The sequence below is a fragment of the Psychrosphaera sp. F3M07 genome (assembly GCF_018860345.1).
Classification (GTDB): domain Bacteria; phylum Pseudomonadota; class Gammaproteobacteria; order Enterobacterales; family Alteromonadaceae; genus Psychrosphaera; species Psychrosphaera aquimarina.
The window spans coordinates 131,490-148,926 of the sequence record NZ_JAHKPJ010000012.1 but is presented as its reverse complement, the minus strand read 5'-3'; the positions used below and the strand labels follow the sequence as shown (position 1 = coordinate 148,926).

Annotated in this window: 18 protein-coding genes; 16 read left to right on the top strand and 2 right to left on the bottom strand. The window is 35.6% G+C overall.

Annotation, left to right across the window (positions count from 1 at the left end):
- Positions 1-2: 2 nt before the first annotated feature.
- From fliS to KO505_RS05675, 12 genes are all read left to right on the top strand, one after another.
- Positions 3-377 (top strand): flagellar export chaperone FliS, encoded by a 375-nt coding sequence (gene fliS / locus KO505_RS05730; RefSeq protein WP_216054494.1) that lies wholly within the window; start codon positions 3-5, stop codon positions 375-377.
- Between the two features lie 69 nt (positions 378-446).
- Positions 447-2,303, top strand: a complete 1,857-nt coding sequence (locus KO505_RS05725) for a hypothetical protein (RefSeq protein ID WP_216054493.1) — start codon at positions 447-449, stop codon at positions 2,301-2,303.
- Entirely contained in the window at positions 2,296-3,066 is a 771-nt protein-coding gene (locus KO505_RS05720; RefSeq protein ID WP_216054492.1) for a phytanoyl-CoA dioxygenase family protein, read from the top strand. Before KO505_RS05725 ends, KO505_RS05720 begins: the two co-directional genes overlap by 8 nt.
- Before the next feature lie 17 nt (positions 3,067-3,083).
- A complete protein-coding gene (locus tag KO505_RS05715) occupies positions 3,084-3,824 on the top strand; it encodes a TylF/MycF family methyltransferase (protein ID WP_216054491.1) in 741 nt (246 codons plus the stop codon).
- Entirely contained in the window at positions 3,821-4,636 is an 816-nt protein-coding gene (locus tag KO505_RS05710) for a hypothetical protein (protein WP_216054490.1), read from the top strand. The genes KO505_RS05715 and KO505_RS05710 overlap by 4 nt, the downstream gene beginning before the upstream one ends.
- Positions 4,633-5,256, top strand: a complete 624-nt coding sequence (locus tag KO505_RS05705) for a hypothetical protein (RefSeq protein ID WP_216054489.1) — start codon at positions 4,633-4,635, stop codon at positions 5,254-5,256. The genes KO505_RS05710 and KO505_RS05705 overlap by 4 nt, the downstream gene beginning before the upstream one ends.
- 11 nt (positions 5,257-5,267) lie before the next feature.
- Positions 5,268-6,200 (top strand): GNAT family N-acetyltransferase, encoded by a 933-nt coding sequence (locus tag KO505_RS17560; RefSeq protein WP_216054488.1) that lies wholly within the window; start codon positions 5,268-5,270, stop codon positions 6,198-6,200.
- Positions 6,185-7,207: a hypothetical protein gene (locus KO505_RS05695; RefSeq protein WP_216054487.1), complete on the top strand. Its 1,023-nt coding sequence runs from the start codon at positions 6,185-6,187 to the stop codon at positions 7,205-7,207. Before KO505_RS17560 ends, KO505_RS05695 begins: the two co-directional genes overlap by 16 nt.
- A gap of 44 nt (positions 7,208-7,251) precedes the next feature.
- Positions 7,252-8,016: a TylF/MycF/NovP-related O-methyltransferase gene (locus KO505_RS05690; RefSeq protein ID WP_216054486.1), complete on the top strand. Its 765-nt coding sequence runs from the start codon at positions 7,252-7,254 to the stop codon at positions 8,014-8,016.
- A gap of 9 nt (positions 8,017-8,025) precedes the next feature.
- Positions 8,026-8,871, top strand: a complete 846-nt coding sequence (locus KO505_RS05685) for a phytanoyl-CoA dioxygenase family protein (RefSeq protein ID WP_216054485.1) — start codon at positions 8,026-8,028, stop codon at positions 8,869-8,871.
- A gap of 45 nt (positions 8,872-8,916) precedes the next feature.
- The gene (locus KO505_RS05680) at positions 8,917-9,672 is read left to right on the top strand and encodes a TylF/MycF/NovP-related O-methyltransferase (RefSeq protein ID WP_216054484.1); all 756 of its coding nucleotides are present in this window, start codon (positions 8,917-8,919) and stop codon (positions 9,670-9,672) included.
- Positions 9,672-10,355 (top strand): class I SAM-dependent methyltransferase, encoded by a 684-nt coding sequence (locus KO505_RS05675; protein ID WP_216054483.1) that lies wholly within the window; start codon positions 9,672-9,674, stop codon positions 10,353-10,355. The genes KO505_RS05680 and KO505_RS05675 overlap by 1 nt, the downstream gene beginning before the upstream one ends.
- On the opposite strand, the gene KO505_RS05670 is transcribed toward KO505_RS05675, so the two are convergent.
- Entirely contained in the window at positions 10,328-11,101 is a 774-nt protein-coding gene (locus tag KO505_RS05670; protein ID WP_216054482.1) for a WbqC family protein, read from the bottom strand. The two genes, KO505_RS05675 and KO505_RS05670, sit on opposite strands and share 28 nt — an antisense overlap.
- 3 nt (positions 11,102-11,104) lie before the next feature.
- On the bottom strand, positions 11,105-12,232 hold the full coding sequence (locus KO505_RS05665) for a DegT/DnrJ/EryC1/StrS family aminotransferase (RefSeq protein WP_216054481.1): 1,128 nt from the start codon (positions 12,230-12,232) through the stop codon (positions 11,105-11,107).
- 267 nt (positions 12,233-12,499) lie between these two features.
- Here KO505_RS05665 and KO505_RS17515 point away from each other — a divergent pair, with 267 nt between their 5' ends.
- The 4 genes from KO505_RS17515 to KO505_RS05645 all read left to right on the top strand — a co-directional run bounded on the left by KO505_RS17515 (position 12,500) and on the right by KO505_RS05645 (position 17,435).
- Positions 12,500-14,065: a flagellin gene (locus tag KO505_RS17515; RefSeq protein WP_216054480.1), complete on the top strand. Its 1,566-nt coding sequence runs from the start codon at positions 12,500-12,502 to the stop codon at positions 14,063-14,065.
- 128 nt (positions 14,066-14,193) lie between these two features.
- Positions 14,194-15,966: a flagellinolysin gene (locus KO505_RS05655; protein ID WP_371819956.1), complete on the top strand. Its 1,773-nt coding sequence runs from the start codon at positions 14,194-14,196 to the stop codon at positions 15,964-15,966.
- Between the two features lie 93 nt (positions 15,967-16,059).
- Positions 16,060-16,872 (top strand): flagellin, encoded by an 813-nt coding sequence (locus KO505_RS05650; protein WP_216054479.1) that lies wholly within the window; start codon positions 16,060-16,062, stop codon positions 16,870-16,872.
- Between the two features lie 110 nt (positions 16,873-16,982).
- Complete coding sequence (locus tag KO505_RS05645) at positions 16,983-17,435, top strand: DUF2919 family protein (protein ID WP_216054478.1); 453 nt, start codon at positions 16,983-16,985, stop codon at positions 17,433-17,435.
- Positions 17,436-17,437: the final 2 nt, after the last annotated feature.

Sequence of the window (17,437 nt, the reverse complement as noted above, 5' to 3'; positions counted from 1 at the left end):
TTATGCGTAGTGCGATTAAAATGTATACCCACATGAATGCGCAAACACAGTTGACCGATGCATCACCACATAAAGTAATCCAACTGCTCATGGCAGGTGCCATTGATCGTCTGATAAAAGTTTCGGCCATGATGGAGAATCAAACCGGTGGATACCATGATACTTTATCCAACGCGATTGATATTATCTTAGCTTTAAATTGTGCATTAGATATGGAAAAAGGTGGAGAAATATCTCAAAACTTAAATGCACTTTATGACTATATGCAACTTCAATTAGTACAAGCTAATATTGAAAAAGACTATAAAAAAGTAGATGAAGTCGTAGATTTAATAAAAACAATTAAAGATGGTTGGGATCAAATCTCAGATCAATAATAACTTTACTCTTGGTATAACTATTGTATAAAAGCAGGCATAAGCCTGTTTTTTTATGGAAAAATTATAGTGAAAGCTGACAACAGTACAATGACCATCCAAGAATTAGAATACGCTATCGTCGCTAAAAACTTTGCTGAAGCTGAGAGGATTCTTATTTATTTAACGACGGTTTATACAGAAGATAAAGTCGAACTTACTGCTGCACCATTTAATCGAGCGTTAACTAAAGAACAAAAGGTGTTAGAAAGCTATCAGGTTATAGAAAAATTAGCGACGTTAATTACCACTTGGTTTTCTGATTGGAGTTATACCCCTAGCAAGGAAACTTATGCATTTATCTGTTTACAAAAGTCATTCATAAACAACTTATTTACAGCGAGTTCATACCATTCTACAGATCATATTTTAACTAATTTGGCATTAATTAATAAAACTGATTATACACCCGAGCAATTACGTCGTTTGTTGTTCGTTATCACTGTAGAAACTGCTATTGATGTGCCATGGGCACAATTATTTAAACATATTCCCGACCTGACAGTGTTATCATTTTCAGGACAAATACGTTCAATTAGTATTCAAATGAGCAATCGGTGCCAACGTAATATTGGACAGTTAATTGAAGGTGCTAAACACGCACCTATAGTTCATACAAAAGATCCTGAAAATTTATCACCACTTATCGCTACATTTTTTAATTGCAGTAACCTGGCTCATCCTGAAAAGTATGAAATAAAAAAGTGGATAGTGCGTTGCTTTGAAAGTTTTATGCAGGAATATCTTACACCTGGTCTTAAAAAGCGAATAAAAAATGATGTTAAAGCTAGGCCAGACACCAATAAACCAACTATTTTAGTTTTCCACGAGTTTTATCATTACAACCATGCTATGTATCGAGGGCACCATCCAAGAATCGCCGTCTTACGTGAAAAATTTCACGTTGTTGGAATGGGAATCGATAGTCAATTTGATAGTCTAGGTCAGGAAGATTTTGATGATGTTATCGTAATTCCTGAAGCTGAAAAGCTAGACTTAAATTCGATGGTAAAGAAAATTCTGAAAGTAAAACCAGATGTTGTCTTTTATCCTTCAGTTGGCATGACTATTTATGTTCCTTTGATTGCGACGTTACGCTTAGCACCAATTCAAATAGCTTCTGCCGGTCATCCCGCAAGTACTTTCATCCCTAACATAGATTATTTTCATTGCTTGGATATCGGAATAAGTGAAAAAGTTATGGAATCTATTATTTCTGAAAAGTGGATGCCTGGTAAACGAAAAGGCTTATTTAGGAAAGAAACACCAATTAATTTAACCCCCACTCATATCAATAAAGAAATAGTGAATATAGTTGTTAATGGCGTCATCCAAAAGATATCTCATGAAGTGATAGCTGCTTGTACAAAAATTACCGAAAATTCTAATAAAAGTGTTAAATTTCACTTTTTTATGGCTCATCCTAAACAAGACATCGAATTCTTTTCTGCTAGTTCTTTACTCAGACGATTTTTACCAAATTCTGAAATACATCCATTTTTAAGTTATAACCGCTACATGAGCGTTTTGAATGACTGTGACTTTGCGATCGCAACTTTTCCTTTTGGTGGAACTAATAGTAATGTTGATCTGGTTCGTTTAAATAAACCTAAACTATTTATTCTAGATAAGAGTGATGTTTGTGGTCTTACCGATATGGATATTTGGGGTAGTTTGGATTATCTATCTGGTCTATGTAGCTCAGTGGATACGCTTGTTGACAAGGCTACAAGTTGGGTGAATGATGAAGCTATGCTAAAAGATGAAATTCTTAATATGAAAGGTGCGTGTTTAAATGAGAAATTTAACACAGCTGAGCATAGCAGTCTGAGCACAGAATTATCTGATGGTATTTATCAGTATATTTTAGAGGCGAATAATGACTAATTACTTGGATACCTTAACTCATAGAGGGTGGGTAAAGTTTGACGATGTTTTTTCTACTCAATTGGTCGATGAAATTTTGGATGAATATTTAACTAATGAACACCATTTTGTGAATATTCAAAAACAAAAAGGCATTGCACATTTAGTTGAAAATGCGACTCACCATAGTTTTGTAATTTGCAGGAAAATGTTAACACTATTAGAAAACCCAATACTTGGGAAATTTCTAACAGAGTATTTTAATGGCGCATATATTTTGAATACGATGGGCGTTAGTCGAATTACAAAAGTAAATAAAACTTATACCCAAAACATCCATCGAGACATTCGTAGTTTTTCTGGTTCAAATAAGTTGTGGTTAAATGCAATAATCTTATTGAGTGATTCTACTGAAGAGAATGGTGCAACTTGGATGTTAGAAGGTTCCCAAAACTCTCCAAATAAACCAGAAGAAAAAGAGTTTTTTGACAATGCGATCCGTGCTACTGGCAAGAAAGGGGATGTGATCTTTTTTGATGGGAATATGTGGCATGCTGCGGGTAAAAACTTAACGGAAACCGATCGATACATTATTACCCCATTTTTTTCAAAACCTTACATCAAGCAACAATTGGACTATCCAAGGGCACTTGGCATTGATTTTGGGAAAACATTAACACCACAGTTAGCTCAAGTCTTAGGGTATAACGCGATGGTGCCTGTATCTTTAGAAGAGTTTTATCAAACGGATGAAAATAGGTTTTATAAACGCTCTCAAGGTTAATTAAGGTAAAAATAATTATGCTGTTTTCATCTACAAATTTAGAAAAAAATAACTTATTAAATCTAGCTACAGATATTTTGAAGGAAAATTATTCTCGACATTTTATCGGAGATAAATTGTTTGTAGCGGACCGGGCAATGGGTTTTTTTGACGATGAAAAATTTACTCGTGTTTTTAAAGAAATTGCGAAAGCTCCTATATATCAGGGAATGGCATGGCGAATTCATACATTAGTTTGGGCAGTAAAGTCAGTAATGCATTTACAAGGCGATTTAGTAGAATGTGGTGTATTTCGTGGATTTAAATCTGATTTTTTATGTAGATACTTTGACATTGACTCATTAAATAAAAAGTTTTGGTTATTTGATACCTTTGAAGGAATCTGCGAGAAGTACAGTGACGGCTCACCAATAGATAAAGCTGAACATAATAAGCCACAGTTATATGAATTTGTACAAGAGCGTTTTTCAAATTATCAAAATGTAAATATCTGTAAAGGCGTAGTACCAGATATCTTCGATGTTACTGTTCCTGAGAGAGTAATTTTTTTGCATTTAGACATGAATTCATATTTAGCTGAAACTGGAGCTCTAGAGATTTTGTGGCCCAAAATGCCTATTGGTGCAGTGGTTATTCTAGATGATTATGGCTTTTATGAGTTTAAAGCACAAAAAGAAAACGAAGATAAATGGTTCGAGGAACGAGGTCAATTTGTTTTAGAATTACCTAGTGGTCAAGGTTTAGTGGTGAAAAGATGATAAATTCAATTTTAAACTCTAATTTGAATATTAAGTCTATTCGTCACGATATATACCATAGTTCTGGCCCTGGCTATTTTGTATTAAAAAACTTTATAACTGAAAATACTGTTAATAAGCTTAGGTCATTTTGGTTAAACACTGCTATTGATCAAAGTTTTTACGACTTTATTCCAAACAGGTCGGTGAAAGTAGGTAGCCCTAATTACTTTTATAAAAAACCATCAAAATTAGATCGAACTTATTGCTGCTTTTTATGGAATGAACCTCTCTGTCAGCAAACTCATGAACTTGCTTTAGAAATACAGCAAATCAGAAATATTGTGGAAGGGTTACCAAATTATCATGGACTTTTTGGTATTGAGGGTCATAACTTGCAATATCGAGTTTGCAACCATGTCTCGCCGGAACAAATCGTTTACCCTCATGGTGACTTTATCGAGCAAGAGCGAAAAGATGCTGGGGGGAGTCATGAATTTGACCCTAGTAGAATACAAGCAACTTTGTTTTTATCTGAACATGAAACGGATTATGATGGTGGTGGCTTTGTATTAGAGAATAATCAAGGAGAAGAAACTAACCTCGCAGCGCTTGGTATAATGCGAGGAGATTTAGTTTTATGGCGTTATGGCAATATCCACCAAGTAAAGAACATTCAAATCTCTGGCCAGCAAACTGGGTTTATGAGGATTATCTATCCTACTTATGAATTAGATTCAACTAAAACATCAAATACGAGAGCTTACAAATTAGAGGCTTTAGGAAGAGTTAACGGCAAGATGATCTATCAAGCTGAAGAAGAAAATTTATGAAAATTCCAGCAGGATATCAACCTGAATTATTAACTATTTTAGACTTTGCTGTAGAAGCTGGTATTAGGCCAGATAAAAAAATAAAAGATTATTTTACTTACGCTGCACAATTTAGTGTTGATTTTCAAACAACTACAAATCGGGCTTTAAATATACTTGAATTAGGTTCTAGCTATTTTCCTTATGGGCATGAATATTTACATTCTCTGAAGGCTCAAAATTGGCGTGGTATTGAAACTAGGCCTAAACATTATGTTATGGCTAAAAAGATCTTAAGCCATTACGAGTTAGAACACTTTACTATAGGTACTGAGCTACTAGAGCTAGATTGCCTTGATTCCGATTGCCTTATTATCCATTACGATTGGTTAGCATCCCTTTCACTGACAGAATTGACAACACTTGAACGGAATATGGAAAAAATGGATGTTGGGATTGCAGTTATTATATTGGGATTTAAACCTGATATCGCTGTTAAAAATGGCTATCGGTTTCAAACTGAACAGGAAAACTACTTGTTACTGCCAACTTGGATAAAACGTCGCCTAAATAATATGCATATGGGAATAGTCAAACATGCATTTGCGGACGGCAGTGAATGGTTAGTTTTTCATACTTAATGGATAATTTCGTGAGTGGATTCGCAACTAAAGCATTTATTAATTTTAGTCAAGGGCTCGCACCTAAGCCAGCACAGCTGTTTAATACTTTAGACGAAACAAGTTATCCTCTTTATTTAAGAGATAGCGTTGCACCTCTATACAAACCAAAATCTTTGGTCTGTTTTACGCCAATTTGTTTATCGGGAGCAACTCAATATGATGAGGTTGCAGATACGGAGCAGTTATGCCAGAAATACTCTGCGTTAGCTGGAGGGTTTATTCAAACTCGAAAGGTAGTCGATGGTATTAATGCTAACAGACCTATATTGGCAACATCATTCGGATATATTAAACAGGAAAGCCGGACAAATTATCAAATGGAGCTTGGTCTAGACCTAGATAGCTGGCTTTCTAGCCTAAAGCGTGACTCTCGCTCTCGGATAAAAAAAATCATTCGATACCAAGGCCAGTTTGAATTAATAAATACAAAAAACGTAGCCGATATAGCAGCATTTTGTAAACTCTATAGTCAAACCTCGAAAAGGAGTGCATTTTCGGAGTCTTATCAGTTCTCTGAACAGCAATGGCATCAGCTATTTACAGATGAAAATTGGCAACTATTTCTATTGAAACATCAGAGTAGAGTGGTTGCTGGTTGTGTTGTTAGCCGTGTTAGTGGTGGGTTTGATTACACCTTTATGGCACATGATCCAGGCGTCTATGATTACAGTCGAGCTATTATCTATTTTTTGTATAACTATTTATCTTCTCAGTCAAGCGGCTATTTATCATTAGGTGGAGGTATTAGTGAAAATGATAGTCTAGCGCGCTTTAAGCTCGGTATGGGGGCGGCTCCAGTCCATTTTCGTCGAATAAAGTTTGTTGTGACTAACCGGTTACAAAAAAACGTATCTACCAATCGGCTAAATGAGTTAATGGAGGATAAATGGCCACTTCTATAGTTGTGCATTTAGGGAATCCTAAATCATATTCAACCTCAATTCAGCATTGTGCATCTAAATATGAATTGTCAGAACAACTTATATACAGTGGTTTTCGACCAAACGCGGATCATAAATCTTGGTATAAATCTGAATTAGAAAGCAAACTGCTCAACGTCGGTTTACGTTATCAAAATCGATTCCACTTTAACGAAATGTTTCAACAGTACCAAGATTATGTTGGTTCACAGTTAGTGTTAGCTGAACAACAGCAACTTGATTATTTTGTTTCAAGTGAGAATATTGCAATGAAAGGGTTAACGAACGAACTTGATGCCTATGAAAAATTGCGACGTTTGAATTTATTATTTCCTGAAAGAAAAAAGTGTGTATTAATTTTTAGAAATATAAAACGTGCTGTTTATTCAATGTATAAAGAATACGTTAATCACGGCTATAGTTTTAATTTTAAGTGTTTTTTAAATGAAGTTTATATGTATCGTGAGTTTAATTTTCTCGATGCATTACTCCCTAATGTTATGTTAAAACAAATTGCTGAAACTCAATCAGATAAAACGACAATCGAATTTGTATTTACCAATAACGTGCCTAATTACACCTTATTGAAAAAAAGCTTTTCGTTTTTAGACCTAGAGGGGGAATCTCACCGCAAAAACACAAGCGAATCAATGCAAGTGTGTGAGGTAATCTCAAAACAAAACGCTAAAAACTCAATAGGTTTAAGCATGTTAGGTATGAGTGAAACTCACCGTTTATTTTGGCACGAGCTGGATAAAGACAATGACTTCTACTGGTTTAAACGTAGAGTCATCAAACAAAATATAAAAGTTGGAATACAAAGTGTATATAAATCAAATAATAAAAATCACTTTGATGAGCATTTTTATAACAGTGCGCTATACGAGTATTTAAAAGCGAATAAACAAGCAATGTTACATAACCTTGAGAAAGTTGATCAGGTACTTGTAACTAGAGGTGATATAGAAGATGTATGGCAAGGTATATAAAATTACACTACATATAACCAACTCAAACAAGAATCGGGAAAAAAATGGAAAAGCAACAGTTTAATTATAAAGGCAGAGATCAACGTCGATGGGACGTTTTAGAGCGTTTAACCAAAGAACACGATTTATCGTTAGAGGATGTACTAAAAAACTTCCCTGCATTTCTAAGACGTAGAGAACTGCCTCGCTTTTTGGCTCATTATGAATTGTTTAAACATGTAATTGATTTACCAGGATGCGTACTTGAGATGGGCGTGTCTAAAGGGGTAAGTTTAATTACTTGGGCTAATTTAATGGAGACATTTTGTCCAGGGGATAGAACTCGATTTGTCTATGGCTTTGATCATTTCCAAGGGCTGCAAGATTTTTCTGAAAAAGACGGTCAACCAGAACAAGGCAGTACTGTAGGGAACGAAGTTGGAGGTTGGCAAGCACCTGAAGCATTAGCAAAAACATTAGTTGAATTATTTAATGAAGACACCATGCCGCCCAATATCGATAGGGTTAAAATCGTTGATGGTGATATTTTTGACACCTTACCTAAATTTTTAGAGCAACAACCAGGTTTAAAGATTTCACTATTACATATGGATGTCGATTTATACAATGTGACTAAATATTGTTTAAATGAGCTGTATGATAAAGTTTGTACTGGTGGTGTGATTATATTTGATGAATATGGGTTAGTCCCTTGGCAGGGAGAAACCTCAGCGGTAGATGAGTTCTTTAAAGAAAAAGGCATTGCACCAGTTTTTAAAAAGTTTCCTTTTTCTGCTACGCCAAGTGGTTATTTCATTAAACAAGATTAGGTAACGATTTTGAATATTGGTTGTTTTAAACTCTCGGATTTTGCTGACTCCGATAAAATTATTGAAATTAAAAGTGAATTTGTTGATCAAGGGATTGTAAAAGTCTCAGGACTTTTTAATGAAGCTCAATTAGAGCAACCAATTCAAGATCTACTGGCTGTTATTAGTGATTGGTCCAATACAACAAATTTACCTAATGATCCGGATGAAGCATTTAACTTGTTATGTAAAAATAATGTTAAGTCAGCAGATATTGCTTTACGTATAGCAAAGGATTTACCTAGTTTTCAGAGCCTAATATCTAATCAAAACCTTCACTCGGTGATTGGCCATTTATTGGGTGAAAAATATTTACTTTCCCCATTTGACTGGTCGTTATTTCGAATTGACGGGGAAAGTACAAAGGTAAGCCACTTTGAATGGCACCAAGACTATCAATATAATGTTATAAGTACCAATGCGGTTACTTTCTGGATAGCCTTGAGAGATGTTGAGCATGATATGGGGCCTTTAAAATTCGTCCCTAAAAGCCATAATAAGATACATGCTATTCATAAAGAAACTGAGGTGGAAGCCAATAATCCTAACAGGATTAGGATCGTAAAAAATGATGAATTTGAACAACTAGTGCTTAATCAAACAGACGCCGGTGTGATCAAAAAAGGTGAATGTATTTTGTTCAATACTTTATTATTACACGCTAGTGGTATAAACAAATCAGAAAAATACCGTTGGGTAGCAAACGGTCGATATGCCCCTGCGAATGATAAAGAATTAATGGCGCGTGATTTTTATATGGCAAGAACAAAGTATCCTAGATTTTTTGAATCAGCACACCAAGATCTCGTAAATTAACGTTTTAATTACGGTATTAACCCTTTTAAGATATAGGAAGTAACGATGAGCAAGGAATTCAATTTTCAACATCATTTAAACAATGGTGAAGTAGAGTCTTATCAAGCATTAGTCAAACAGCTTCATGATAGCCCCATCCCGGACAACGAAATTTTAGCTAACATGGGTTTGTTTTTAAATCGCAGTTCTTTAGCAAGAATTTTGTTTTTCTCAGATTTATACAAAAATATATTAAATAATCATGGGGTAATAATGGAGTTTGGCGTTCGTTGGGGGCAGACTTTAAATTTGATGTCTTGTTTACGCTCTATGTATGAACCATTTAATACCAGCAGGAAAATAATTGGTTTTGACACTTTCTCTGGTTTCCCGTCAGTGTCTGATAAAGATGGCAGTACTGAAAAGTCTCAAGTTGGAAATTATTCAGTACCAACTAATTATGAAAAAGTACTAGAACAACATCTTCATATTCAAGAGTCTTTGAACCCTAAAGCTAATGTGAAAAAATTTGAATTAGTCAAAGGTGATGTTAGTCAAACGTTACCAGACTATCTAAGCAGACACCCGGAGACTATTTTATCACTGGTATATTTTGACTTAGATTTATACGAGCCAACTAAGTTTTGTTTGGAGCAGCTGTTACCTTATTGTCACAAAAATACAATCTTCGCGTTTGATGAATTATGTTATACCGACTTCCCTGGTGAGACTTTAGCATTAAGGGAAGTGTTTCAAGGACGTGAATATGAAATAATACGCAGCCCAATTTCACCCCAACAAAGTTATGTGGTGTTAGTTTAATGACTCAACGTTTATCGGCTTCGACTCAATGGAAAGAATACTATGCCTCGTTATCTAAGACGAATAATTTCTATCCAGAAAACTTTGTTACTCGTGTCTTTTTGTCAAAATCACCTGTCGAGTTTTTAAATGATAATTATATTGGCAAAACTATTTTAGATTTGGGGTGTGGACACGGACGTAGTATTCCATTTTTAGTTAATAATGGTTTTGCTGTGACAGGGCTAGAAGTATCAGAAGAGCAAGTGAATTTATTGAAGACTCGCTTTCCTGAACAACACTTTTTAATGGGGGTAGCAAACAATATACCTGCCTCGGATAAACAGTTTGACTATGTTTTAGCTTGCAACTCAATTTATTATTTAGATCAAGACCAAACTACACTGCATGATAATTTTGCAGAAGTGGCAAGAGTATTAAAGCCAGGTGGTCGATTTGTTTTTTCATTATTAGGCCGTCAACACAGTATTTTTGACGGCTCTGCAGAACTTCCTAATCATGTCTTTAAAATAAAAAATGACTTTTTAGGCTTTAGGCAGGAATGTCGAGTTCAAATATTTGATAAAGAATTAATCAATAATGAATTGGCCGAGTTTACGTTATTACATCATGGCGAATTATTAGAAACGGTGGCTGGAACGACAAGACATATACATTATTTTGTGGCCAGCCTTAAATTATAATTTGCAACTCTATTCTGTATTTCAGTGAACGGTAGGTTAGCGATAAGGTCTAATATTGATAAATAGTTTACGAATGTGCTGCTGTTAAACTGTTCATATTCGACTAACTCAGGTTGGATATAATTCAGCTCAATGCCAGATTTGTTAAAATTATTAGGTGTGTATAACTCTAACTTCTCAGCATTTGGAGGATTAATATAACGTGTCGCGTTTAATTGTTTGCAAATATCAATTATCCTAGCTTCCGAAGTCAGTCCCGCATCGTTCTTTATACTTGATGATAAAATAATTTTTGTATTCAAGCTCAAATATTTAGTTAATAACAAAATACTTTGGTGTAAAAAGGATGTTAGATCTGTGCCTTTAACATGCCCATAGTTTGCCTTGTCAGCTTCTAATTTGAACATCTCGCCATCAGTCCAAGATTGTAAATCATAAAATAGATTATCAAGTTGTGTGATATAAGGAGCCTTTTGGTAATTAGTTTTTAAGGTTGTAAATAACTTCTTAATACTTTCAGCAGGCTTATGTATATTGTGTTGATTTATTTTTTTATTTTGACTTATTTTTTCAATCGGTAAAGTAAATCTCTCTGAACCGATTGACGATAATATCTGATTTCTATTTATCCATCCTTTTTTGATAAAATTAACATCATCGAATATGACAAAAGTATCAGCTACATGTAGAAGCTGATAATATCCTAAGTAAGGAAAAAGATAGGGTTGCATAACAACGACATTCATACTTTATATTGAACGTTTTATAGTGTTAGAAATATTAATAATGTGATTTTTATTTAAGTTATGCATTAAGGGTAAACACAATATTTTATTAGATATTACATCGCTTACTGGTAAAACAGTAGTGATAGACTGCTGAATAAATTTGTGGTTTTTAGGATAAAAATAACGACGACTTAAATAACCATTTTGTTCTAGGTTTACTTGAGCATTAAGTAGAGCCTTTTCGGTTTCAAACCTAATTGGCATATACATAGGTGGCGTATAAGAGTCATAATTCGAACACTGGAGAGTTACAGCGCTAGCTAATTGCGAGTGATATCGTGTTAATGACTTTTCTCTGTTTTCAATTAACATTGGTAAATCGTCTAAAATACATAAGCCCATAGCAGCATGTAATTCACTCATCTTGGCATTAATACCAGCTTCTTCTACTACGCCATTCTCGCCGATACCAAAATTTATCAACCGTTTAGCTCGTTCATAATCATCTTTTGAATTAAAGGTGATAGCACCACCTTCTACGGTATGGAACAGTTTAGTGGCATGAAAACTCATGCAATGTATATCACCGTATTGTAAAACACTTTTCCCTTTAAATTTTGACAGCATCGATTGTGCTGAGTCATAAATAATAGGGATGTTATGTTTTGAACCTATTTTATCAAATGCCTCCATGTCACATGGCATACCAAAAATATTGACAGGTACAATAGCGTCAACTTTAGTTGTTGTTAGATGTTTTTCTACGACCTTAGGATCCAAGTTCCAGCTGTTTTTATTAATGTCACTTAATTGTATGTTAGCGTTCTGCCACTCTAATGCTGTTGTGGTCGCGGGGAAGGTGAACGGAGTACTGATCACCGTTTTATTAGATAAATCTTTTATTTTATACGCTAACTGTAATGCCGCGGTTCCATTGCTAACTAATAAAAGGTATTTCACTCCTAGATAGTCTTTTAACCTGTCGGTTAACTCTTTTAACAAAGGTCCGTCGTTGGTTAGCCATTTTGCATCAAATGCTTTTTCTACATAATGCATGTATTTATCTAGAGAAGGCACATAAGGTTGAGTCACTAACACTTTGGACTTAAGAGGCGATAGAGGTAACTGAACGACCTTGGATTGTTGCATAACACCTCCTAACTAATATTAATTAACTATGTAATACATTTATAAATGTAATCGTAATGACTCGTTATCTAGGCAATTTGTATACCAAACAAGGAATCGACTACGCCTCTATAGTATTAACTGTATCGGACTCGATAACTAAAAACATTAATTAAATGTATAAAACGCATTCATATATTGACAGTAAATACTAGTTATATAGTGGCGTAAAAATTGCTAATCATTCTCATAGTATAAATTTCAAACTAAATTTATTGAGTGCGAGCCATGCAAATAGCAACAAATACAACATCTCGAAATATCAGTAATGAAATGCGTGAAAACCAATTGCATCTTAGCGATAGGTTAACAAATTTAACCACTGGTAAACGTATTAATTCATCCTCAGATGATTCAGCAAACCTACAGATATCGAATAGGCTTGGCAAACATAATACTGGGATGAGTGTCGCTATAAGAAATGCGAACGACGGAATATCAGTTGTTCAAACCGCAGAAGGGGCAGCACAAGAAACCACAAACATGTTGCAAAGAATGCGTGAGTTGGCGATTCAGTCAGCTAATGCGAGTAATACAGGTCGAGATAGAGAAGCCCTTCAAGAAGAAGTCATTCAGTTAAAACAAGAACTTGATAGAATTGCCGATACGACTACGTTTGGTGGTCAGTTGTTGCTCAATGGCAGTTTTGGCTCTCAACAATTTCAAGTCGGCTCGGATGCAAATGAAGTGATTACATTATCGTTAACTTCATTACACACCTCTGACTTAACGCACAATGAATTTGCGTTAAATGGTCAGGCGACAGACAATATATATTTAGATTCAAGTTTAGTTGGTGCTAAAGCAAAATTAACATCTGAAGGTTTTGGAAATAATGCCGCAGGTCCTCAAACGGAAGTGTTAACACTGCAAGGCAAAAGCTCACAGTCTGTAGCACTGAATTCGGATGATTCTGCCAAAGCAATAGCAACAAAAATTAATGCAGAATTTGATAAAACCAATGTATCAGCCAATGCTAAAACGGAAGTAGCTCTGCATTTTCATGATGGTGTTACGACCAACAGAACCGCTTTTGAAGCAGATGAATTGGTAAGTTTCGATATAGGTAATGGCTCTCAAACTCGTACTGTATCGATTACCGCTTCCGGAAGTATGAATGAAGATATGGTTGCGTTACGAAATAAGATTAATGAAGAAGCCGCGTTAACTGGTGTTGGTGCAGAATTTGATTCAGTTTCAAACCAATTAATTTTGACCAATAACTTTGGCGATAATATCGAGATATCTAACTATTTTGAAAGCTCTGAAGGTGTTGATAATCAAGTCGCTTTAACCACGATAGATTTAAATGGTGCTTTTAGTCAATCGGTTAACATGAGTAATGATGGTTCAGCAGCTGTCATCAGAGGACATGTTGAATTAGAGTCGGTTTCTAACTTCAAAGTTAAATCGAATATTGACTTTGGTACCGTAAACAGCGCAATTGCAAGTAATACGCTTACTCACCAGTCTGTAGAAGAGTCAATTGAAAATATTGATTTAACGACGATTCAAGGCGCACAGGATGCTATATCCGCTATCGATAGTGCATTAAGTGCGGTAGATAAAATACGTTCTAACTTAGGTGGGTTACAAAATCGTTTTTCATCGACGATAAATAACTTATCTACTAATCACGAAAATAGTAACGCGGCAAGAGGGCGGTTAGTTAATGCCGATTACTCTAAAGAGGCGGCAGAACTTGCCAGACTACAAGTTACTCAACAAGCTACAACAGCCTTGTTAGGCCAGGCAAACTCTATGCAAGATCAGGCGATCCGCTTATTAGGTTAATTGAATAATATAATCATATTTTTCAATAGCTTATAAAATAATCAAAAAATAATTAAAAAAAATCCTCAAGGGCGGCAAAAAATTGCCGCTAACGTCATATGAGATATTATTTTATGTGATCCTATATAGTGATAATTAATACCAATGTGAGTTCGTTACAGATAACGGGGTTGTTCCGTAAAAACAACCGTGCGTTAACTAATACGTATAATCAGCTCTCATCAGGTTCACGTATCAACTCCGCTGCTGACGATGCAGCAGGTTTACAGATATCCACTCGGTTAACTTCCCAAATTAATGGAATGAAAGTCGCGTCAAGAAATGCAAACGACAGTATATCGATGATGCAAGTCGCCGAAGGTGCGATGCAACAAGTGACTAATAATTTGCAACGAATGCGGGATATTGCACTTCAAGCCGCTAATGCGACCAATACCGTAGTTGATAAAAAATCGCTAAATGAAGAATACCTGCAATTAAGTGAAGAAATAGATCGTATCAATGAAGCCACAACATTTGGTGGGCAACGTTTATACGAAAGCAATCGTTCATCAATTCCTGATCAGTTCGAACGAGAAATGGTTCGTGGTTTGCAAAGCACCTGGCTAGGTGAATCTGAAAAAATTATTGAGCAATATTTTGGTATTACTGGACAAGGCGAGTTGAAACTCGATTTAGAACGTGATGCCGATGATGGCACACTAGCATGGGTTACTAATGCAACTGTCGGTGGCGTTAAGCGAGTCACTTTGACTATAGATTTAGCCGAATTCAAAGATATAGATAGCATCCATAATGGTTTGGATAATTATGGTGGCACCAAATTAGATGAAATCGTTCTTCACGAAATGGTTCATGCCACAATGGTTTCAACGATGGATGAGTTTAATAACTTACCTGCTTGGTTTAAAGAAGGTGCGGCAGAAGTATTACGTGGCGGGGATGATCAAATTGCCGGAAACTCAGGCGCAGCAGTATTAGCGGCGTTTAATGCTCAAGGAACAGGAACCACAGTAACCAATAATTTAGGTGCTTATGGTGGTGGTTTTGTGGCTATGCGCTACATGGAGCATACCTTAGGGGATAGAGGGCTAAAAACGGTAATGCAAGAACTCGCCAGTGGAGCAACCTTTGATAATGCATTAAACACGGCATCAAATGGAAACTGGTCAAATGAAGCTGATTTTAGAGCTGAATTAACCGGTGCAGCTAATGATACTGGTACATATGCAAGTCGTATGGAAGAGTTTATGGCAGAAGAAATGGACTCTACCAATAAAGACAATGGTGCATTGGGTGGGGAAGACGCTAACAATGGTTTCACTCGTGAAAATGTAATGACGGGTTATGGTAGTGGTGACCGAAGCGGTACACGTGGATTTACTGAAACAATTATACTTAATGATAATGATAGTGACCAAACTGACTTTGCTGTTAATTCTAATTGGGTTGACACTAACAGAGGCGATATAGCGTTACAGGATTATGAATTAGATGTTACCAGCGCTGGTGGTCCATTACATACCTTCCAAATAGGTGCTGATGCAAATCAAACCATGCAAGTGAACTTCGGTGCCTTTAGTACAACAACTTTAGGCTTAGATAATGTCGATATTGTAAATCGGTCACAATTTGCCATCTTTGCAATTGATGATGCGTTAAAAATTGTAGATAAACACCGAGCTATTTTAGGTGCGACACAGAATCGCTTAGAGAGCACTGTTAATAATTTAAATAACGTGATGGAAAATCAAATATCTGCGCGTTCACGTATTCTAGATACAGATTACGCCACAAAATCAGCTGAATTAGCTCGCTATCAAATAATGCAACAAGCTTCGATTTCATTAATGAGTCAAGCTAACCAGTCACAAGAGTTAGCATTAACTTTATTAGGCTAGCTCTGACTTAATTAATAAAGGCCTCTAGGCTAATTGTATTCGCTATTTTATTGAACTAGACTCAGGATGTAACATTTTCTATGGGGGTAGAACATGAAAGTAGGCAGTAATAATATATCGTTATCATCTTCAAATACGTCTTCGACAAGTCTTAAAGAGCAACAAGAAAGTGCAATGAAACGCTTGGTTTCAGGCCTAAAAATCAATTCAGCAAAAGATGATGCCGCGGGCTTACAAATAGCCAACCGTCTTGCAAATCAATCGTCAGGTATTCAAGTAGTGATGCGTAATGCAAGTGATGCATTTAGTTATAGCTCAGTTGCAGAAAGTGCATTGTCAGGTATTAATGATGCTGCAGGTCGCATTAACGAACTGTCATTAAGAGCTGCTAACGCATCAATGAGCGCAGCAGATAGAGACAGTATCCAACAAGAAATAGTGCAGCTACAAGGGCAGGTGAGTGATATTCAGTCACAAACGAGTTTTGCGGGGCAAACTATTTTTACTCAATCAAATAATAATCAATTTCAAGTCGGTGCCAATGCCAATACAACGATTGGTTTAAGTCTCTCCTCAATTAATGAACAAATTGACGCGGTGAATAGTATCGATGTGACCACCATAACAGGTGCACAAGATGCCATTTCGATTAGCCAAACTGTTAACGAAAATATTAGTGGTCAACGAGGGAAAATTGGTGCGTTTCAAAATAGAATAGAATCAACAATAAACAATTTAAGTAATTCATATGTGCAATCCGAGTCGGCAAAAAGCCGCATTGAAGATACTGATTACGCTAAAGCGACAGCTGATAATATTCAAGCCTCTATAATGGGACAAGCGAATGTTGCTGTTCAAGCACAAGCCAATCTATCTAAAGGTTTGGCGTTGAAATTATTAAATTAGCCCTCATAAACTGCCCATCATTTGAAAAAATAACCTTATTTGTTATTGGCCTGGTTAACCTCAATGTTAAATGAATTGAGGTGCTAGGTTTTTGTTATGGAATAATTTAAGTGCAGTGGCAAGATTTTGACTTTGAAGGACGACTTAAGATACCACTTGGTTTTTATTTAGGGATCTTATATCTGTTACGCGGTTTTATCATATGGATCATATCGTTGACCTATTCAGATGACCGTAGTTTGTTAATTGGACTTATATATTCAAATGTATCTTTGTTTGCGTTAACCATTTTAACGGGGGCGCCAGCATTGATTACTTTTTTCGTATTTTCATTAAAAAAACAAAGGGAAAAAGCTTGGTATAAATCGATTTGGTCACTGCAAAGTAAAATGTTATTAATTGCACTTTTTACCGATTTAGTCATACAGTTTTATACGATTTCATACCATATTACTCAGGTGCATTGGGTACAAATGGTGTTACTCATACTGGGAGTTTATTTATTTTGGTATTGGTTAAAATCTAATAAACTGAAACGTTTCTTTCACAACTGGTTGTTGTAGAT